The sequence below is a fragment of the Marinoscillum sp. 108 genome (assembly GCF_902506655.1).
Classification (GTDB): domain Bacteria; phylum Bacteroidota; class Bacteroidia; order Cytophagales; family Cyclobacteriaceae; genus Marinoscillum; species Marinoscillum luteum.
In genome coordinates, this window is sequence record NZ_LR734808.1 from 3081462 (window position 1) to 3100161 (window position 18700).

18 protein-coding genes and 2 tRNA genes are annotated in these 18700 nt (G+C 47.1%); 9 read left to right on the forward strand and 11 right to left on the reverse strand.

Annotated features, from left to right (window positions below):
* Positions 1 to 30: 30 nt before the first annotated feature.
* Both GV030_RS12325 and GV030_RS12330 read left to right on the forward strand, forming a co-directional pair.
* On the forward strand, positions 31 to 492 hold the full coding sequence (locus GV030_RS12325; protein ID WP_159582616.1) for a MaoC family dehydratase: 462 nt from the start codon (positions 31 to 33) through the stop codon (positions 490 to 492).
* Positions 493 to 568: 76 nt separating this feature from the next.
* Positions 569 to 1075 (forward strand): ferritin-like domain-containing protein, encoded by a 507-nt coding sequence (locus tag GV030_RS12330; protein WP_159582617.1) that lies wholly within the window; start codon positions 569 to 571, stop codon positions 1073 to 1075.
* A 10-nt stretch (positions 1076 to 1085) separates the two neighbouring features.
* Here GV030_RS12330 and GV030_RS12335 read toward each other — a convergent pair.
* A tRNA-Val gene (locus GV030_RS12335) sits at positions 1086 to 1160 on the reverse strand.
* A gap of 81 nt (positions 1161 to 1241) precedes the next feature.
* Positions 1242 to 1607 (reverse strand): DUF1573 domain-containing protein, encoded by a 366-nt coding sequence (locus GV030_RS12340; protein WP_159582618.1) that lies wholly within the window; start codon positions 1605 to 1607, stop codon positions 1242 to 1244.
* Positions 1608 to 1738: 131 nt separating this feature from the next.
* Here GV030_RS12340 and GV030_RS12345 point away from each other — a divergent pair, with 131 nt between their 5' ends.
* Together GV030_RS12345 and GV030_RS12350 are read left to right on the forward strand one after the other, a co-directional pair.
* Positions 1739 to 2983: a sensor histidine kinase KdpD gene (locus tag GV030_RS12345; RefSeq protein ID WP_159582619.1), complete on the forward strand. Its 1245-nt coding sequence runs from the start codon at positions 1739 to 1741 to the stop codon at positions 2981 to 2983.
* Positions 2980 to 3678 carry a response regulator transcription factor gene (locus tag GV030_RS12350; protein WP_159582620.1) on the forward strand — a complete coding sequence of 233 codons (699 nt, stop codon included), beginning with the start codon at positions 2980 to 2982 and terminating at the stop codon, positions 3676 to 3678. Before GV030_RS12345 ends, GV030_RS12350 begins: the two co-directional genes overlap by 4 nt.
* Here the strand turns inward: GV030_RS12350 and GV030_RS12355 are convergent.
* Positions 3652 to 4584 carry a T9SS type A sorting domain-containing protein gene (locus tag GV030_RS12355; protein WP_159582621.1) on the reverse strand — a complete coding sequence of 311 codons (933 nt, stop codon included), beginning with the start codon at positions 4582 to 4584 and terminating at the stop codon, positions 3652 to 3654. The genes GV030_RS12350 and GV030_RS12355 overlap by 27 nt on opposite strands.
* A 132-nt stretch (positions 4585 to 4716) precedes the next feature.
* Between GV030_RS12355 and GV030_RS12360 the strand changes: the two genes are divergently transcribed.
* The 3 genes from GV030_RS12360 (at position 4717) to GV030_RS12370 (ending at position 7778) form a co-directional block, all read left to right on the forward strand.
* Complete coding sequence (locus GV030_RS12360) at positions 4717 to 6294, forward strand: sensor histidine kinase KdpD (RefSeq protein WP_159582622.1); 1578 nt, start codon at positions 4717 to 4719, stop codon at positions 6292 to 6294.
* The gene (locus GV030_RS12365) at positions 6281 to 6976 is read left to right on the forward strand and encodes a response regulator transcription factor (RefSeq protein ID WP_159582623.1); all 696 of its coding nucleotides are present in this window, start codon (positions 6281 to 6283) and stop codon (positions 6974 to 6976) included. The genes GV030_RS12360 and GV030_RS12365 overlap by 14 nt, the downstream gene beginning before the upstream one ends.
* Positions 6977 to 7052: 76 nt before the next feature.
* Positions 7053 to 7778 (forward strand): HisA/HisF-related TIM barrel protein, encoded by a 726-nt coding sequence (locus GV030_RS12370; protein WP_159582624.1) that lies wholly within the window; start codon positions 7053 to 7055, stop codon positions 7776 to 7778.
* Position 7779: 1 nt separating this feature from the next.
* On the opposite strand, the gene GV030_RS12375 is transcribed toward GV030_RS12370, so the two are convergent.
* From GV030_RS12375 to GV030_RS12385, 3 genes are all read right to left on the reverse strand, one after another.
* Positions 7780 to 8061, reverse strand: a complete 282-nt coding sequence (locus GV030_RS12375) for a hypothetical protein (protein ID WP_159582625.1) — start codon at positions 8059 to 8061, stop codon at positions 7780 to 7782.
* A 116-nt stretch (positions 8062 to 8177) separates the two neighbouring features.
* Entirely contained in the window at positions 8178 to 8942 is a 765-nt protein-coding gene (locus GV030_RS12380) for a DUF3667 domain-containing protein (RefSeq protein WP_159582626.1), read from the reverse strand.
* Between the two features lie 54 nt (positions 8943 to 8996).
* Positions 8997 to 10058, reverse strand: a complete 1062-nt coding sequence (locus GV030_RS12385) for a mechanosensitive ion channel family protein (protein ID WP_159582627.1) — start codon at positions 10056 to 10058, stop codon at positions 8997 to 8999.
* A gap of 237 nt (positions 10059 to 10295) precedes the next feature.
* Between GV030_RS12385 and GV030_RS12390 the strand changes: the two genes are divergently transcribed.
* Positions 10296 to 10730, forward strand: coding sequence for an endonuclease domain-containing protein (locus tag GV030_RS12390; protein WP_159582628.1), 435 nt, complete (start codon positions 10296 to 10298; stop codon positions 10728 to 10730).
* A 756-nt stretch (positions 10731 to 11486) separates the two neighbouring features.
* Here the strand turns inward: GV030_RS12390 and GV030_RS12395 are convergent.
* From GV030_RS12395 to GV030_RS12405, 3 genes are all read right to left on the reverse strand, one after another.
* Positions 11487 to 11562 (reverse strand) — tRNA-His (locus GV030_RS12395).
* Between the two features lie 49 nt (positions 11563 to 11611).
* Positions 11612 to 12955 (reverse strand): dihydroorotase, encoded by a 1344-nt coding sequence (locus tag GV030_RS12400; protein ID WP_159582629.1) that lies wholly within the window; start codon positions 12953 to 12955, stop codon positions 11612 to 11614.
* Between the two features lie 18 nt (positions 12956 to 12973).
* The gene (locus GV030_RS12405) at positions 12974 to 14326 is read right to left on the reverse strand and encodes a M28 family peptidase (RefSeq protein ID WP_159582630.1); all 1353 of its coding nucleotides are present in this window, start codon (positions 14324 to 14326) and stop codon (positions 12974 to 12976) included.
* A 236-nt stretch (positions 14327 to 14562) separates the two neighbouring features.
* On the opposite strand from GV030_RS12405, the gene gcvP reads away from it, so the two are divergent.
* Positions 14563 to 17436, forward strand: a complete 2874-nt coding sequence (gene gcvP, locus GV030_RS12410) for an aminomethyl-transferring glycine dehydrogenase (protein WP_159582631.1) — start codon at positions 14563 to 14565, stop codon at positions 17434 to 17436.
* A gap of 6 nt (positions 17437 to 17442) precedes the next feature.
* On the opposite strand, the gene GV030_RS12415 is transcribed toward gcvP, so the two are convergent.
* Both GV030_RS12415 and GV030_RS12420 read right to left on the reverse strand, forming a co-directional pair.
* The gene (locus GV030_RS12415; protein WP_159582632.1) at positions 17443 to 17928 is read right to left on the reverse strand and encodes a hypothetical protein; all 486 of its coding nucleotides are present in this window, start codon (positions 17926 to 17928) and stop codon (positions 17443 to 17445) included.
* Entirely contained in the window at positions 17925 to 18692 is a 768-nt protein-coding gene (locus GV030_RS12420) for an NRDE family protein (RefSeq protein WP_159582633.1), read from the reverse strand. Before GV030_RS12420 ends, GV030_RS12415 begins: the two co-directional genes overlap by 4 nt.
* Positions 18693 to 18700: the final 8 nt, after the last annotated feature.

The following is an 18700-nucleotide window of genomic DNA, read 5'->3' on the forward strand; positions in this document are numbered from 1 at the left end:
CACCCGTCGAAATCATCTACTTTTTTTAATATGGCGATAGAAATTGGAAGTTACGAGGAGTTCACAGAATACATCGGCAAGGATTTAGGCCAGTCAGAGGCGCTGGAGATCACTCAGGAGCAGATCAATAAGTTTGCCGATGCTACACTAGATCATCAGTGGATCCATGTGGATGAAGAAAGAGCAAAGGCAGGTCCTTTCGGGCAGACCATTGCGCATGGTTACCTTACCCTGTCTCTGGTACCTCACATGTGGGCACAGATTCTTACGGCCAAGAATTTAAAAATGATGGTGAACTATGGCCTGAACAACCTGAAGTTTAATCAACCGGTACCCGTAGGGAGCAAGTTGATTTTGAAAGCACATTTAGAGAGCCTGACCAACTTGCGTGGGATCACCAAAGCCGAAGTAGGAGCAAGAATGGAAATAGAAGGCAATCCAAAACCAGCCTATACAGCCACCATGATTTTGCTGTATCACTTTGAAGCTTAATCATTTCCTGAGCTAACATCCGTCATATTTTTGCCGGGCACACGGGTCTACCTTCACCTTATCAAATAAGGAAATCATGAAGAAGATACTAGACCTCAACGACCTGATGGTAGAGCAACTCCGCGAGCTTTACGATGCAGAGATACAACTTGTCCCTTTTCTGGAGAAGATGCGACTACTGGCGACCAATCATTTGCTCGTGAAGCTGATTACCAAATATCAGCGGACCACAGATGACAACCACTGGGTACTGAAGCAGGTATTCAACGACCTGTTTATGCAAAAGCGAGGTGAAAAAAATGCCGCTGTGCGTCTCATGGAGGATCAGACCCTCGAAATTTTGGAGCGATGTGCTACTCCAGAGGTGAAGGACGCAGCGATTATTATCAGCCTACAGCATATTATGCATTTCAAAATTGCTTCTTATGGAGCAGTGGCCACCTATGCCAACATCATGGGGCTATATGGAGATGCTTCCAAATTGCATATGTTGGTCGAGCTGGAAAAAAAGATAGACCGACAGTTGGCCATGCTGGCAGATGGAGAGGTGGACAGAAAGGCCTTCAATTATCAACTGAACTGAGGAGAAAAAGTGGGAAGTACTGGATTCGAACCAGCGACCCCCGCCCTGTCAAGGCGATGCTCTAAACCAACTGAGCTAACTTCCCGGGTAGAACCGTGAGGGCAAAAATAGAATAAGAACTGATATAAAAAAACCGGGCGGCTGCCCGGTTTTTAATTATTTGGCCTTACAGTACCACCTCTCCTGAAAAGTACAAATAGGTGTACGCCTCAGAGGATGAGGTTTTGATTTTGATGTTCTTCTTGAACACCCCAACCTTGGAGGACTGAAAGGAGGCTGTGATAGATGCCGTGGCCCCGGGTGCAATGGCTTCTTTTGGAAATTCCACTTTGGTGCATCCGCATGAACCCTTGGCTTCCTGTATATACACGGGACTATCAGACTCATTGGTAAACTCAAAGGCAATGGCCTGTGACGTGCCGACTTTCACGGACCCCAGATCCAGTGAAGTTGATTTCCAGGTAAGCGGACTTACTGAGGCAACCGCAGCTACTGCGATTCCCAGCAAAATGGTTAACGTAATTTTTCTCATGATTTTTACTTTTTTTGATTTGATCAAAAGTCTGTGGTCTTGGTTTAAGATGCTGTTAATGGATTCCTAATGATTGTTAATGAGTTGTTAAGGATTTCCTAAAGCCACTTGAATCCCGTTATTTTAGGGTGATGAAGAACACCCCGATCCGATTTTTAGTGGTTTTAGGCACCCTGTCTATGGTGGCCATATTGGTGGTGCAAGTGTATTGGGTAAGCGAGGCGATTAATAAACAGGAGGAACAGTTCAACAGATCGGTACAGATGGCGCTTCGCAATGTGGTGGAGTCACTCTGTGAGCTGAACGGCAACGATATCCCGTCTAGCGATCCCATTGATCAACTTTCCAATAACTACTTCATTGCTCGTACTAATTATAAGATTGACCTCTCTTCACTGGACTATTTGCTAAAGGCAGAGTTGCAAAAAAGAGGGATAGCCCAGGACTATGAGTATGGAGTGTACGATTGTCAGACGGATCGCATGGTGTATGGAGATTTTGTCTCCATGCAGGATCAAAACGGTAAAACCAAGCCTACTGGAAAACTCCCGAAGCTGATCAATGATGAATATTATTTTGGCATCTATTTTCCGGGGAAAACAGCCGGTATTGTGAGCAGCCTGGGTATTTGGCAGCTGACTTCTTTGCTCACACTGTTGATCCTGATATTTTTCACCTACGCACTGTTTGTCATTCTAAAACAAAAGCGGCTGAGTGAAATCCAGCGGGATTTCATTAATAATATGACCCATGAGTTCAAAACCCCATTAGCTACACTTCAGGTTTCTGCCGAGGTGCTGGAAAATGAAGCGAGCGGTGAGCGGCAAAAAAAGTATGCACGCATTATGAGGTCAGAGTTGGGTAGGCTGGACAAGCATGTACATCAGCTTCTGGAAACCTCAGTTCTGGACTATGGCAAGTCGAAAGCGGTGGTGCCCATAAGGGTGAAAGCGGTGCTGGACCGTGTCGTGGAGCCCTTTCGTGCTCTGCCAGGGATTCAATGGAATGAAAAAATCAACCTGACAGATGAATGCACGATCTCGGGGGATCCAGCCATTTTCGAGACCATTGTTTTCAATTTGCTGGACAATGCTGCTAAATATGGCGAATCCCTGATCAGGCTTACTGCCAGCAAGGAGGCTGGCCTCCTGGAGGTGAAGGTGAGCAACGATGGGCGGGAAATTCCCCGAAAGGAACGAACCAGAATTTTCAGAAAGTTTTACAGAATCCATCAGGGCGACCTGCATGATGTAAAGGGTTTTGGACTGGGGCTTTATTTTGTGCGTCAGGGCGCCAGGTCCATGCATGGAAAAGTTACTGTAGTCAGCAGTCCTGATCTGACCACCTTCACCCTCACCTTTCCAAAAGCATCATGAGAGAACCCAGAATATTACTGGCCGAGGATGACCCCAATCTCTCTTTTGTGATTGAAGATCATTTAATCACAGAGGGGTTTACCGTAGTGGCAGCAGGCAATGGTCAGGAGGCCCTCAGACATTTTCGCAATCAAGCGGTGGACCTGTGCCTGATAGATGTAATGATGCCCAAGATGGACGGGTTCTCACTGGCCAGTGAAATCAGGAAAGTGAACGATCTGGTGCCTATCTTATTTCTCACCGCCCGATCAATGGAGCAGGACCGTCTGAAGGGGTTTGAGATCGGAGGCGATGACTATATCACCAAGCCGTTCTCCATTGCCGAACTTACGCAGCGGATCAGGGTATTCCTGAGAAGATCGGTGACCACTTCTGGTGTTTCAGAGAAGAAAGGAGCCCTCGGCACACTGCAGTTTGATGAACTCAACCTGCTGGTGATCGGCCCACAGTCCACCGCTCAACTCACCCAAATGGAGGCAGATTTACTCAAACTGCTTCTTCAGCATAGAAATCAGCTGGTGAAGCGTGAAACCATCCTGGTGGAAATATGGGGTGAGAACGATTACTTCAAAGGAAGAAGCCTGGATGTCTTTATCTCCAGGCTTCGCAAATATCTGAAGGAAGATCCCGATCTGGAGATCAGAAACCACCATGGAGTGGGCTTTTCTTTAGTCGATCGCAATTTTTCGGGTTAGTCGTTTGCCATCCATGCTAATTTCCAGAAGGTAGATGCCCTCGCTTTGCTGCGAGAGGTCAATCATCTCAGAATAGCGCCCTCCGTACTTTTCAAAATATCGGTTGAATACTTCCTTGCCATTGGTGTTGTAAATTTTGATAGAAAGTTCACCGGGCTCCGGCGTATCAAATTTCAAATGAAATCTACCATCAGGAGCGGGGTTGGGGAAATAGCGCAGGTCGTTCAGGTTCAATTGGTCACTGGTTTTCACCGCTCCTTTTTTACCGAATGCTTCCACATCATCGCTGATCGCTACTTTCTTCAATACACGGACTTCAAAATCTCTGTGCCCGCGTCTGCTTTCAGCTCTTGCCCGATCCATCTTTTCGCGAATTTCCGCTGAAAGTGAATCCGAGAAGTGCCAGTCAAACTTATCGTCATCACCCCCGAAACTAAACGCCATGGAGCGATGCCCATCTGCCGACTCGAAGTGTCTGCGAATGGTCTTTTCCATACTCCTGAATTCATCTCCTAAGCGCTCCATTTCAATGTCAAAGGACATGGCAGAGTCCCCCGACTCGAAAAAATGAAAGTTTTGGGCCATGTCCTCATCTCCAAACTTAAAGAAGAAGCGGTGGGGGTCATCACCCATTTCTTCCAGTTCAATGATTTTGGGCCCTTTGGCATCTTCAGAAAACCAAACCCGCATTTGGTCATCCTTTCCCATAAATTCCTTAAGCTCAGCATCAGCTTTCATTTCCTCCTCAGAGGCATACGTTTTTTCAAACGTCTGTGTATCACCGTCAATATCTTTGGTAATTTTCACTGTCACCTGGTCATTTTTTTCCTGTGCCGATGAGTAGAGCCCGAGCAGTACCATCAGCAAAAATCCCAGCATTGGTTTTGTAAAGATTGATTTCATCATGGAATTCTTTGTGTGTTTGATCCTGGGCTAATGTACGATGGGGGCCAATGCGCGACTGTTAAAAGGGGGTTAATCAATGTTAAAAATGGTTAATAGCGAACTGTACGGGCACATTTAGCGTAAATTTGAGGCATGAAGCGATCGACGTTACGGTGGGTAGTTACTTTAATGAGTCTGGCACTGCTTGGGCTCATTGGCTTTCAGTGGTACTGGATAGACTCTGTGATCCGGGCCAATGAGGAGCGCTTCAAAAAGGATGTGATAGAGGCCCTGCATACCGTCTCCGAAAAACTGGAAAAGCAGGAGGCATTATATGCCTTTAACCAGTCGGTTTATTTTTCCAGGACCTATGGTGGCACCCAGAGCTATCAGTTTCGCGCTGCACCTCAGAACACCGACGTGGTAGTGATCAAAGATACCCTGCGAAACGATGCGATGGGATTTGACATAATTTTTGACTTCCAGGTAGGCTCGGGGGGTGAGCAGCAACTGCGGGGGGTACCTGAGCCACGTGCTCCGGGGCATCAGACATGGCAGCATAGTAAGGAAATGAAGGATGCCGAACGTCTGCTGCTGGAGGAGCGACTGGAGCGGGCCACGAGAAAATCTGAGATGGTTTTTCAGGTGCTGGAGAATATGCTGGTTCCGGATCGGTCTGTTATGGCCAGGTTTAACCCTCAACAATTGGATTCACTGCTGTCCAGCGAATTTGCGGAGCGGGGAATCGACATTAGCTTTGATTATGCCATCGTCTCCCCTATGAGCGAACGATTCCTGCTGGTGGACAACCGAGCTTCCAAAAGGGCCTTGGAAAAGAGCGAGCTCAAAGCAAGCCTTTTCCCCAATGACCTGATAGGGGAACAAAACTGGCTGGTGGTGGACTTCCCGGAAAAGCAACAGTTCCTGCTGCGTAAGATCTGGCTGACCATGGCAAGTTCCGGATTTTTGATCCTGGTGATCGTGGGTTCATTTGGCTACTCCATCCGCACCATTCTCCGGCAGAAGAAGCTCTCCGAAATGAAAAATGATTTCATCAATAACATGACCCATGAGCTGAAAACGCCGATCGCCACGATCTCATTGGCCTGTGAAGCCCTTAGTGACAAGGAAATTAATCAGATGAAGGGCATGCAAGACAGGTATCTGGCCATGATCAGCGATGAGAATAAGCGGCTGGGTGAGCAGGTGGAGCGTGTGCTCCAGATGGCCGCACTCGACAGGAACGATATTGAGCTCAAAAGTGAGTCCCTTAACCTCCTGGAGTTGGTAGAGCGGGCCGTGGAGAAAACGGCCCTGCAGGTAGAAGCCAGGTCCGGGCAAATCAAAGTGATTGATAATGCCGACCATAAGCTCGTTTTTGGTGATAAAACGCACCTCACCAACATACTCGTGAACCTGCTGGACAATGCCAACAAGTATTCGGACTCAGCACCAGAAATCATGATTCGCCTGTACAATAAGGCGGGGGACATCTCTGTAGCTGTGCAAGACAGGGGGATAGGCATGACCAAAGAAGCCACCACTCATATATTTCAGAAGTTCTATCGGGTGCCTACCGGCAATATTCACAATGTCAAAGGTTTTGGCCTTGGCCTGGCTTATGTGAAAAATATGGTGGAACTTCATCACGGCACCATCTCTGTAGAGAGTGAGCCCGGGAAGGGCAGTAAGTTTACCATCACCTTACCAAACGAACATGGAAACACCTAAAATACTCTTAGCAGAAGACGATGAAAACCTGGGTCAGATTCTCAGTGAATACCTCAACCTGAAAGGGTTTAAAACCACCCTTTGCCGGGATGGAGAGGAGGGCGCAGCTATTTTCAAACCGGGGAGCTTTGACCTTTGCATTTTGGACCTGATGATGCCTAAAAAGGATGGATTCCAACTAGCCGCTGAAATCAAGGAGATCGATCCGGAGATTCCCATCATTTTCCTGACGGCCAAGTCCATGAAAGAGGATATTCTGGAAGGTTTTAAGATAGGTGCGGATGATTACATTACCAAGCCATTCAGCATGGAGGTGCTGCTCATGAGGATAAAGGCTGTGCTGCACCGCACGCTCAAAAGCAATGCAGACCGGGAGTTGCCGGAGGAGGTGACCGTGGGGGCACTCAGGTATCAGTATGCGAGCAACATGCTGCATCTGCCGTCTGGTGCGGTGAAACTTACCACCAAGGAAAATGAGCTCATGAAGCTGTTTTTGGAAAATCTGAATCAGACAGTCACACGCACGGTGGCTCTCAAAAGAATCTGGAAGGATGACTCCTACTTCAATGCCCGGAGCATGGATGTTTACATTACAAAACTCCGAAAATACCTCAAAGAGGAGGATTCGCTCAAGTTGCTGACTGTGCATGGGGAAGGATTCAAAATGGTGCATTTGAATTAGCGGTCATCTTGTATATTTGTGAGCTGAGCTCCGGCATCAGTCACCCTTTTTTAGACCCAAAACCCCCATCTGGTATATGCTACTGGTACCTTCTATCTCTGTGATCAAAGGCAGGACAACCCGCCTCACCCAAGGTGATTACACCAATGAAAAAGTTTATGATGTAAGTCCCCTCGATGTAGCAGAGCAGTTTGCAGATCATGGGATAGACCGGATTCACCTGATAGACCTGGAAGGTGCTAAGAAGGGCTCACCGGTGAACTACCCCACGTTGGAGCTGATTTCGGGCCATACAGACCTCAAGGTAAACTTTGCCGGAGGGCTTCATACAGATGGCGACATCATCAAAGCCTTCGAGTTTGGTGCGGAGAGCATAGCCGCAGCCACCATAGCCGCCAACAATAAGGAACTATTTGCAAACTGGATCATGTCCTACGGTCGCGAAAAAATCTCCCTGAGTGCAGATGCGCTCAATGGATTGATCAGGATAGGTGGCTGGCAGGAGGAAACCCAAATTTCTCTGGATACCCACATAGAGTACTTTTATGATCGAGGATTGAAATACCTTAAGACCACCGATATTTCTAAAGATGGTGCTTTGGAAGGGCCCTCATTCGAGGTGTATGCGCACCTGACTTCCAAATTTCCGGAGCTATGCATTTTTGCGAGTGGTGGGGTACGAAATATTGATGATATGAAAAAACTCCGGGATATGGGAATCTACGGGGTGATTTTCGGGAAGGCGTTTTATGAGGGAAGGATTACTTTAAAAGAACTCGAGGCCTTTATTCAGACCAGTTAATTTAAAATTCGTAATTCAGGTATTCATTGCCAGGAGGCTCCTCGTCGTACTTTAGTTTATAAATAAAGTAAAAGATGAAATTGAATTTGCAAACGGAGTTGAGATTGGTTGAGTCCTGATTTTGATTGAGGTACATCCCCCCACCAGTGTTGGTGCTCTCGGATGCTGAGGTTGTTTCCTCCGACTTTTCGGCGGCATTGTTTGTGGATGTAGCCTCAGTGGATTTTTTGGTTTTACTCGCTTCTTCATTAGTGCTTGCGCTGGCATAATCTGCCAAAAGCATACAGAAAACGGTTAGTGATATGGAAGCGAGCTTTTTCAGAACATGGAAATTTAGGTAAAAATACGAAATATCCATGCCATGGGTTAGAAATAGGCAAGATTTAACCGATTATTTTTTTAAATCTCCCCCACTAATACGACGATCAAAATAGCCACCAGCAAAATGGTGAAAATAAAGAGGAGGTAACTCACGATCCAGGTAAGCAATGCCTTGAAGAACTTTCGGAAAGTAATTTTCCCGTCATCGAAGCGGCCAAGGGCCCAGCAAAAATAGATAAGTGAGACCAAGGTCATATACTGACTAACCCAAAAGCCAGTCCACTTGAAGGCCAAAAGGCCCACGATAAGAAACCAAATGGTATGGGTCTGGAGGTAAGTGATCAGTACCAGATTTTCCAGGAAGCTCCTTTTCTTTCGGTATAGCCACTGAACCCCCACGGTCAAAAACGGGATGAGAAATGCTGAGGCGAATCGAAAATTTCTGGAGATCCACCCGGAGATGTTCTCCTGTAAGGCGAGCTGTCGCTCACTGCCGGAGCCTTGAGGCAGCCCCAGGTTTTCGTTGGTCGATTTGATGAAATCTGCAACTTCCAGACCCAATAGTTCGAAAGCAATGAGCATCAGGGCGGTCATCACTATGTAATACCCGAGGGGCCCGATGTATCGCACATTGTTTCTGTTGAGGTAGGCCGTGATCACCTGCTCGGGGTGCAAAAACAGACCCCAGGCTGATCGGGTAAACTTGGTGTCGAGTCCGAGCCAGCGGTCTGTGAACTCAGAAGAAATATACCTGATGGTGAGTTTCTTCAGGTGGAGCTTTTGCCCGCAATTGGGGCAGTAGTTTCCGTCAGATTCCTGGTTACAGTTGATGCATGTTTCCATTTCAGAGGGCATTGAGCTTACTAAAGCTAAAAATAAAATGGAAGGGAATCGAATTTATCTTTTTTCCGTAGCGTGAATATCCAGTCTCTGGACAGGAAGACTTTCCGGGTGTTCCTTTTGCAGGAAGGCGATGAGTTTTTCGCGTACGCTGCACCGAAGATCCCAGGCCATAGGCGAATTTTTAGCTGACATGAGTGCTCTCACCGTCATGGTATATTCTTTGGTATCCGTGATTTGGAGAGATTTCACCTGACCGTCCCAGTTGGGTTCCGTTTCCAGAATTTCTTCCAGTTTGCTGCGAAGTTTTTCTACTGGGGTGCGATAGTCCAAATGGAGAATGACCGATCCTATGATCTCCCCTTTGTTTCTTGTCCAATTCTGGAAGGGCTTCTCCACAAAATAAGTGATTGGCAGAATGAGCCGGCGCCAGTCCCAGATTCGCACCACCACATAGGTGAGGTTGATCTCTTCTACCCATCCCCATTCACCCTCTACCACCACGGCATCATCCATCTTGATGGGCTGAGTAAAAGCAATTTGGATTCCCGCCAGAAAATTGGAGATAGACTTTTGTGCTGCAAACCCAAGGATAACACTGGCTACACCGGCCGTAGTGAGGAGGGTCTGACCGTATTTACGACCTTCCTCAAAGCTCAGGAGGATCAGGGCAAAGCCAATAAGAACAATGACCACTATAAAAACCTTCTTGAGAAAATTGATCTGAGTGAGAATCTTACGCTCTTTGCGGTTGTCTTCTTTGTCAATATCGTACCGATCGAGGAAGATGTCTTCCATGGCGTAAAGTACCCGGATCAGGAAGTGGACGGAAGCGATGATGAGCAGAATCAGAAAGGTTTTAATCAGGATTCGGCTGGTGTCAGTATCCTCGGCATAGTTCAGGACAATGAAAATGGAGGCTACAGGCACGAGTGTGTTGAATGCCGTTTTGCACCACTTTCTGAAAATTAGCAGGTCGTTGGATTTGGCTTTTTTTACGGTAATTGTAAGGCTGATGGCGACCACCCAGTTGATAATCACTCCGGCCACCAGTCCAATAATGATGTGAACCACCGGAAAGGACAGGTCGGACACGTTCTGAATCAGGTCTTTCAACATATCGACAAGGTACTGTCGACGGGTCAAAAATCAAATGGAGGGAGGTTTTTTGGTGGGTGTGGGCAAAATGATCCTTACAAAGTGTGGGGTAAAAAACATGGGCTGATACCCCGGCGAGTTTTAATGGTTGGTTAATTCAGCTTGAAAATGATCACACAATTAGAAGCTATTAAGAGAAAGTTTCCCCTCTTGAGAGGGGATTAAGGGGTGTGTTTTCATAAATTTAGAATCACCACCATGCGAAGAAAAATCATCCCCTATCATCCGAAGCTCAAAGAGCTTGCTCGCCAACTACGAAACAACAGTACCAAAAGTGAGATCAGGCTTTGGCAATGCCTGAAGGGCAAGCAGATGATGGGCTATGACTTTCATAGACAGAAGCCACTGCTGGAATACATTGCAGATTTCTATTGCTACGAACTGGAGCTGGTGATTGAGCTGGATGGCTACACCCACAATTTTGAAGAAGTGGTAGAAAAGGATGAGATTAAGCAAAAGGCTTTGGAAGAAGTGGGGTTGACTGTGATGAGGTTTGCAGATGTAGAGGTGATGCATGATATTAATAATGTGTTGAGGGCCATAGAAAATTATATTTTAGATAGAGAGAAACACACCCCCGACCCCTCTCAAGAGGGGAGAAATGGCGACCAACACCAAAGTACAGGCAAGTGACCACTCAATCAGAGCCATATTAGAAGAGCCGGTCAATCAGAACAAAAAAAGCAGCTACAAATAAATGTAACTGCTTTTGCAAAGGGTGGAAGACCGGACTCGACGGGGCCAACCTTTGGCCGGCGGCCTCCTGAACTACGGTTTGATCAATGGACCGGTTCGCCATGCTTTTAAACAAAAAAGCAGCTACAAATAAACGACCTTCTGAACCACAGTTTGATCAATTGAAGCAATAAAGTTGTGGGGAGATTATATTTAAAGATGGATTGTGATCCGCAATCTGACATTTCATATGACTCAATCCAACCGATTGGCTACTTACCCTTCATTTTCTTTGCTTGCCCAAAGAAAACGAAGCAAAAGAAAAGGCACCAACGCAAAAAATCATTTTGACTCATTGTGTTTGGGATTTTTTAAAGATCTTTTGAAGTCAAAATGATTCACACTTGCCTTGGATGCCCCACCCGCCTGTCCTCCTTTCGAAATTCGCAGTCCATTAATCGGGTTTACAAAATATAACTAAATGGAGTTACCCCACACTAATATTGCTTGATCATTGTAGCGGTTCGCCATGGTTTTAAACAAAAAAAGCAGCTACAAATAAATGTAACTGCTTTTGCAAAGGGTGGAAGACCGGACTCGACGGGGCCAACCTCTGGCCGGCGACCTTCTGAGCCACAGTTTGATTGATGGAGTGGTTCGCCATGTTTTTAAACAAAAAAAGCAGCTACAAATAAATGTAACTGCTTTTGCAAAGGGTGGAAGACCGGACTCGAACCGGCGACCTCCTGAACCACAATCAGGCGTTCTAACCAACTGAACTACAACCACCGTCTAAATTGGGATGCAAATGTAAATGCATTCAAGGATTTTAGCAAAAATTAATTGCGCTCAAAAGTAAGTCGAGCTCCTTTTTTACTTTCATCAAATTTTCCCTCCGCATAGGCCAGGTGTCCCGACACCCAAACCTGCTCTACTGATGACTGAAAAGTGTGGCCATCAAAGGGTGACCAGCCACATTTTGACAGGATATTTTCTGGCGAAACCTTCCAAGGCTTGTGCAGGTCTACCAGCACCAGGTCAGCAAAATAACCTTCCCGGATATATCCCCGCTCTGCCACCTGAAAACACTCGGCTGGGGCATGGCATGCTTTTTCTACTATTTTCTCCAGGCTGATCTTTCCCTGATGATAAAAATCCAGCAGGGCCGTCAGTGAGTGTTGTACCAAAGGTCCACCGGAAGGTGCTTTGGTGTAGGGGTTATTCTTTTCAGCAATGGTATGGGGCGCATGATCCGTGGCGATGATGTCGATCCTGTCATCCAAAAGGGCTTCCCAGATCTTATCCCTGTCGCTTTCACTTTTCACAGCAGGGTTCCACTTGATCCATTGGGCTTTGTTCTTATAATCTTGATCTGAAAACCACAGGTGATGGATGCAGGCCTCTGCTGTAATTCTCTTGTCTTTAAGCGGGAGGGTATTATCAAAAAGGGCGGTTTCAATGCCCGTGGAGATGTGTAGAATGTGGAGCCTGGTGTTGTGTTTCTTGGCTAGGGCCACAGCCATGGAGGAGGACTTGTAGCAAGCTTCAGCACTCCTGATGACCGGATGCAGCTCAAAGGGAATCTGATCTCCATATTGGGCCACATAGTGCTCCATATTTTGCCTGATGGTAGCCTCATCTTCACAGTGTGTGGCAATGAGCATCGGGGCATTTTTATAAAGCTCTTCCAAGGTTTTCTCATCGTCCACTAGCATGTTGCCAGTAGAGGATCCCATGAACACTTTGATGCCGCAGACTTCTGCAGGATTGGTTTTGAGTACCTCATCCAGGTTATCATTGGTGGCGCCCATGAAAAAGGAGTAGTTGGCCAGTGATTTTTGTCTTCCTATTTCATACTTAGCTGTCAGTAGTTCCTGAGTGGTAGTTTGCGGGATGACATTGGGCATTTCCATGAAAGATGTAACCCCACCAGCCACCGCAGCTTTGGCTTCTGTGTAGATTTCCGCCTTGTGAGTCAGCCCTGGCTCCCTGAAATGCACCTGATCGTCTATGAGGCCGGGCAGGAGGTATTTTCCTTCTGCATTGATTTCCCGGACTGCTCCATCCACCTTCAGGTCAGCTCCTATTTTTACGATCCGCTGACCCTCTATCAACAGATCTGCCGAATGGATGCTGCCTTCATTAACTATTTGTGCGTTTTTGATCAGGTACTTTGATGCCATGTGTTATTCATTTCTAAATCAATCCAGGCGAACCCGGTCCTCTCGGTTGGCCAGCTCCCAGGCTGTAAAGAAAACAAGCTCCGCTCTTTTTTGCATGAGTTCGAAGTTAATTTTCTCGATTGTGTCCGTGGGGCGATGGTAGTCGGCGTGCGTTCCGTTGAAGTAGAAGATGATAGGCACATTCTTTTTAGCAAAATTGTAGTGATCAGATCGGTAGTAGTACCTGTTCGGGTCTGTTTCTGCATTGTAGGTATAGTCTAGCTCCAGTTTTGTGTAGGTGTTATTGGCCTTTTCGGAAATGTCATGTAACTCCTTCGAGAGTTTATCTGCACCTATCACATAGACATAGTTGGGGGTTTTCTCATGCCCTTCATCCACTCTGCCCACCATGTCCACATTCAGGTTGGTGACGGTGTTTTCCATGGGGAACACCGGATTTTCTGTATAATATTCACTGCCAAGCAAACCTTTTTCCTCCCCGGAAACGGTCATGAAAAGGATGCTTCGTCTGGGCCTGATGCCTTTTGCTGCAGCTTCAGAAAAGGCCTGGGCGATCTCCAATACTGTGGAGGTTCCTGATCCATCGTCATCAGCGCCATTATTGATCTCGCCATTGTCAGAAATACCAATGTGGTCATAGTGTGAGGTTACCACCAGCACTTCTTCGGGTTTCTCACTGCCCTTGAGGAACCCCAGTACATTCTCTGCGGTGATGTCTTCTACCAGCATGTCTGCATTGAGGATCAGCCTTGCGCTTTTATTCTTTCCTGTTTCCTTTAGTTTGTCATATGGCATGTCAAACATCCAGGAGGCCAACTCAGGGTCACCAATAATAATCTTGTTACCAGCGGTGGTGGACTCCAGCGCCATTCTGGATCCCTGCAGATACCTGCTATATCTGGTCATGATGAAGCTAAATCTGCTTTCGTCCTCCACAATGAGTATGATGCCTGCCGCATCCAGGTCTTTGACCTCAGCAAGCACTTTCCTCCAGTTGCCCATTTCTTGCGTGACCACAGCTACGAACTTCCCGCTGAGGTTCATTTTCTTCAGATTGTCTATTGTCTGAATACCAGCAAAAAGGATGTCCACATATTCTTCACCTATTGTTTCCTCACGGGAGTTATAGATGAAATCCTCAAAGTTGGTTTTTACTTCTTCACCTTTTTTAAGGTAGGCTGTACGGTAAGTCATTTTCTTCAGAGGGTAGCTCTGGAAGTAGGACATACCGTCATCTGTTTTTACCGGAGCCTCCAGGCCAAAAGAGTTGAATTTTTCGGCGATATAGGCGGCGGCCATTTTCTGACCTCTTTCACCGGTTTCACGCCCCTCCAGACTGTCAGAAGCCAGCACAGAGAGATAATCCTTCAAATCCGAAGTTGTTATTGTTTTTGAGTATTTGACAGCTCTTTTATCCTGTGAATTTGCATTTATAAAGAATAAAAGCAGGATTGAGCCAAATAATAAGTGCTTCATTTTATATAAATTTTGAAAACCACAAAGCTAAACAAATATTATACGTTTTTATCCAGCAGAGATGGGCGAATAAAATGTTGAATTCATTATACATTTGCAGCTTGAAATTCCATCCATAATACCACCACATTATGACTGTTGATTTAAACGAAAGGGTAGCCTTCCAAACACGCCACAATGGACCTTCTGAGAAGGAAATCCAGGAAATGCTGGATGCCTTGGGTGTCTCATCTTTGGACGAGCTGATCTCCCAAACCATTCCCGGGAACATTCGACTAAAACAGGGACTCAACCTGCCCGCTCCCTTGAATGAATATGAGTATATCAACAAGCTCAAGAAGACGGCAGGGAAAAACAAGGTATTCAAATCTTTTCTGGGTCAGGGGTATTATAACTGCGTGGTACCGGCAGTGATCCAGCGAAATATCCTTGAGAATCCGGGGTGGTATACGGCCTATACGCCTTATCAGGCTGAGATTGCTCAGGGAAGACTGGAAGCCCTCATCAATTTCCAGACCCTGGTTTCGGATCTTACTGGAATGGAAATAGCGAACGCGTCTCTTCTGGATGAAGGTACTGCTGCCGCAGAGGCAATCGCCATGCTACATGCCACCCGAAAGAAGGAGAAAAAACAGTCCAATAAAGTAGTCGTGGACGAGCGGGTTTTTCCGCAGACCTTGGAGATTTTAAAAACCCGAACCAAGCCCCTTGGTTTGGAGCTGGTAGTGGCCAGGATAGAAAATATTGATCTTAGTGATTCCGACTTGTTCGGGGTATTTTTCCAATATCCGGACAATTTCGGTGAGACTTTTGATCGCTCTGCATTCGTAGCAGAGGCCGCTGAGCATGGGGTTTCCGTAGCAGTGGCATCGGATCTTTTGGCACTATGTCTCCTCACCCCTCCCGGGGAATGGGGAGTGGATGTGGTGGTAGGTACTTCACAGCGTTTTGGAGTCCCTATGGGATATGGAGGCCCGCACGCAGCATTCTTTGCGACAAAAGAAGAATATAAACGATACATTCCAGGAAGGATCATTGGTGTTTCAAAGGATGACGAAGGTCATCCTGCCTATAGAATGGCACTACAAACCCGTGAGCAGCACATCAAAAGAGAAAGAGCTACCTCCAATATCTGTACGGCTCAGGTACTGCTGGCGGTAATGGCTTCCATGTATGGAGTATACCACGGTCCTGCAGGACTCAAGCAGATAGCTTCCAGGGTAAGAGGGTTGGCCAAAGCAACTGCCGCCTCGCTCTCAGCCATGGGGTTGAAGGAGGAAAACGCAGAGTATTTTGATACCCTCAGATTCACGCTGAATGATGACGACCTCCAAAAGGTGAAGAACGTGGCAGAATCGCATCAAATCAACTTCAGATATGCGGGCAATCAGGTGATGTTATCTTTCGATGAGACGCATCTGCCTTCAGACGCTCAAAATGTGGTGTCTATTTTTGCCGAAGCGCTCGGAAAAGAAACACAGACCATCAGCACGGAGGTTGAAATAGCCTATCCGAATGGGCTGGCCCGGCAGTCGGACTTTATGACCCATGAGGTGTTCAATGTGAACCATAGTGAGCACGAGATTCTGCGCTATATGAAGCGGCTGGAAAATAAAGACCTTTCACTGGTTCATTCCATGATCTCACTGGGATCATGCACCATGAAGCTCAATGCCACTACTGAGATGATACCGGTCACCTGGCCGGAATTTGGAAATATCCACCCTTTTGCGCCTAAAGATCAGGCGGCTGGATATGCTGAGGTGATCGGGGAGCTGCACGACTGGCTGGCTGAGATTACCGGTTTTTCGGCGGTTTCGTTTCAGCCCAACTCGGGTGCTCAGGGAGAGTTTGCCGGACTCATGGTGATCAGGGCATATCATCAGGCCAATGGACATCATCATAGAAATATTACCCTGATCCCTTCATCTGCCCATGGCACCAATCCCGCCAGTGCGGTGATGGCCGGTATGGAAGTGGTGATTGTCAAATGTGACGATCAGGGCAATATTGACGTGGATGACCTTAAAGGCAAAGTAGAAACACACAGCGAAAACCTTGGTGCTTTGATGGTGACCTATCCATCTACTCACGGGGTATTTGAAGAGAGCATCATAGAAATCTGCGAACTTGTTCATGCCCATGGTGGTCAGGTGTATATGGATGGAGCCAATATGAATGCCCAGGTGGGGCTGACATCTCCGGCGATGATCGGGGCGGACGTTTGCCACCTGAACCTTCACAAGACATTCTGCATCCCTCACGGTGGTGGAGGTCCTGGTATGGGCCCAATTGGAGTTGGAGCGCACCTGGCGCCTTACCTGCCCGGTACTTCGCATATCGGAGTAGATGATGTGAATGTGTCCAGTGCTCCCTATGGCAGTGCCAGTATTTTGCCCATCTCTCATGCCTATATAGCCATGATGGGCGGCGATGGTCTTAGAGCAGCCACTCAATTGGCCATCCTCAATGCCAACTATATTGGGCAGAAGCTGAAAGATCACTACCCGGTGCTTTATGCTAACGAAAAAGGCAGAAATGCCCACGAACTGATCATAGACTGCAGAGACTTTAAGAAATATGGCGTGGAGGTAGAGGACATTGCCAAGCGACTCATGGATTATGGTTATCACGCCCCTACGGTTTCGTTTCCGGTGGCTGGTACCATGATGATAGAGCCCACGGAAAGTGAAACCAAGTCAGAGATAGACCGGTTTTGTGATGTGATGATTTCCATCCGCAAGGAAATTGAGGAGGTCATCAGCGGGGTAGCAGATAAAGACAATAACGTGCTGAAGAATGCACCGCACACTCAGCGCACGGTCATCGCCGAAAGCTGGGACCTGCCCTATAGCAGGGAGAAAGCCGCTTTTCCACTCCCAGAGTTGAAATACAATAAATTCTGGCCTTCTGTCAGCAGAATAGACAGTGCTTACGGAGATCGAAACCTGATGTGCAGCTGCGTACCTGTAGAGGCTTATGCCGAGGCTGCGGAGTTGGTATAGATGTATTTAATTACAAAACTCCAACAGAAAGGAGCCCTGCACGGTATTGTCATCGTCAAAATCGGCACTCATGTACCCGATTAGTTGCTGACTACCTACAGCCACTACTTCAATGAACCCACCGGAGGCGGTAAATTTTTTCGTACCGTTGGGTAAATTGAAGATGACATATCCTTCGTTTGCCGGGAAGGGGAGGTTATAGCTTCCTTTTCGGCCAGGTATTTTTATGGAAAGATGGAGCTTGCTGGAGACCCTGATGGCACAGGGATCCTGAGTACTTTCACCCACGATGAGCCCTTCCAGGTAGTAGGAAGAACTGTTCACGTTGGCACTGCCAGCGGCATACTGCCATTCTTCACCTCCTATCTTACCTTTAAGTGGGTCCTTCTCCAGGTCAAAGCCACTGATATCATCTTTGCATGATGATAAGCATCCTGTGGCTGCTAAAAGCACTATCATGAACAGTCTTGGAGCAATGTTTTTCAGGTTCAATTCTCTTGTATTTTAAATTGATAATTTACGGTCTTCTCCACTCTGTCCCCAACCGGATAGGACTTTTCTGAAAATTCGATTTGACCATCTCTGTCTATGGTAATCACCGTGGAGCAGCAGGTGCCGTAATTTTCCATGCGGATGCACATGGCCGATAGAGCCTTTTCCATTTCTTTGGACACTCCGGTGTCTGGCAAGATACTGTCCTCGGCGGTTGAGGTGTCACTCATCATTTCTATTAACTCTTCGTGACTGAAGCTATTGCCAATCAGTTCCTGAAATTTGGCTTTGGCCAATTCTACTTTGGGCCATGGAGTATCCAGAAGTGCATTGCTCAACCCATGAATGCCCGGGGTAATGACGTTCGCCTTGCGCTCGTAGTTGCTGTAGTGAGTCATCATTTGAGGCGTGGCGGCCAACACATTGAATCCGTTATATGCTGTGGAGCGCTCGTGCAAATCCTCGACATAGTTCAGGGGCTGCAGTGCCGGATCCATAAAACGAATAGGAATCTCCCCCCTCGACCTTACGTTCTCCCTTATGTTTGACAGGTCCCTATAGTTGGTGACTGCCGCAAAATGTCCCTGTTTAGAAACGGTCATCCAGGACCCGCCCGCTTGGAGGTCGCGACCACCCAGAATGCTTGGTTCATCATGCCAAAAGGCAGCAGGTGCAGTGGGCCGAGCGTAAAACTCATCCCGATTGGCCGCTACGATCAGCTTATATTTTGGGTGTACATCCCAGGCAAATACTATGAGACACATATCTTTGG

What these genes read in the sequence shown, in the direction of transcription:
- GV030_RS12375 (WP_159582625.1), bottom strand. Translation starts at nt 8,061, where the DNA reads ATGCTTTTGGCAGATTATGCCAGCGCAAGCACTAATGAAGAAGCGAGT.
- GV030_RS12345 (WP_159582619.1), top strand. Translation starts at nt 1,739, where the DNA reads ATGAAGAACACCCCGATCCGATTTTTAGTGGTTTTAGGCACCCTGTCT.
- GV030_RS12340 (WP_159582618.1), bottom strand. Translation starts at nt 1,607, where the DNA reads ATGAGAAAAATTACGTTAACCATTTTGCTGGGAATCGCAGTAGCTGCG.
- GV030_RS12350 (WP_159582620.1), top strand. Translation starts at nt 2,980, where the DNA reads ATGAGAGAACCCAGAATATTACTGGCCGAGGATGACCCCAATCTCTCT.
- GV030_RS12390 (WP_159582628.1), top strand. Translation starts at nt 10,296, where the DNA reads ATGCGAAGAAAAATCATCCCCTATCATCCGAAGCTCAAAGAGCTTGCT.
- GV030_RS12400 (WP_159582629.1), bottom strand. Translation starts at nt 12,955, where the DNA reads ATGGCATCAAAGTACCTGATCAAAAACGCACAAATAGTTAATGAAGGC.
- GV030_RS12370 (WP_159582624.1), top strand. Translation starts at nt 7,053, where the DNA reads ATGCTACTGGTACCTTCTATCTCTGTGATCAAAGGCAGGACAACCCGC.
- GV030_RS12380 (WP_159582626.1), bottom strand. Translation starts at nt 8,942, where the DNA reads ATGGAAACATGCATCAACTGTAACCAGGAATCTGACGGAAACTACTGC.
- gcvP (WP_159582631.1), top strand. Translation starts at nt 14,563, where the DNA reads ATGACTGTTGATTTAAACGAAAGGGTAGCCTTCCAAACACGCCACAAT.
- GV030_RS12330 (WP_159582617.1), top strand. Translation starts at nt 569, where the DNA reads ATGAAGAAGATACTAGACCTCAACGACCTGATGGTAGAGCAACTCCGC.
- GV030_RS12385 (WP_159582627.1), bottom strand. Translation starts at nt 10,058, where the DNA reads ATGTTGAAAGACCTGATTCAGAACGTGTCCGACCTGTCCTTTCCGGTG.
- GV030_RS12360 (WP_159582622.1), top strand. Translation starts at nt 4,717, where the DNA reads ATGAAGCGATCGACGTTACGGTGGGTAGTTACTTTAATGAGTCTGGCA.
- GV030_RS12325 (WP_159582616.1), top strand. Translation starts at nt 31, where the DNA reads ATGGCGATAGAAATTGGAAGTTACGAGGAGTTCACAGAATACATCGGC.
- GV030_RS12420 (WP_159582633.1), bottom strand. Translation starts at nt 18,692, where the DNA reads ATGTGTCTCATAGTATTTGCCTGGGATGTACACCCAAAATATAAGCTG.
- GV030_RS12365 (WP_159582623.1), top strand. Translation starts at nt 6,281, where the DNA reads ATGGAAACACCTAAAATACTCTTAGCAGAAGACGATGAAAACCTGGGT.
- GV030_RS12355 (WP_159582621.1), bottom strand. Translation starts at nt 4,584, where the DNA reads ATGATGAAATCAATCTTTACAAAACCAATGCTGGGATTTTTGCTGATG.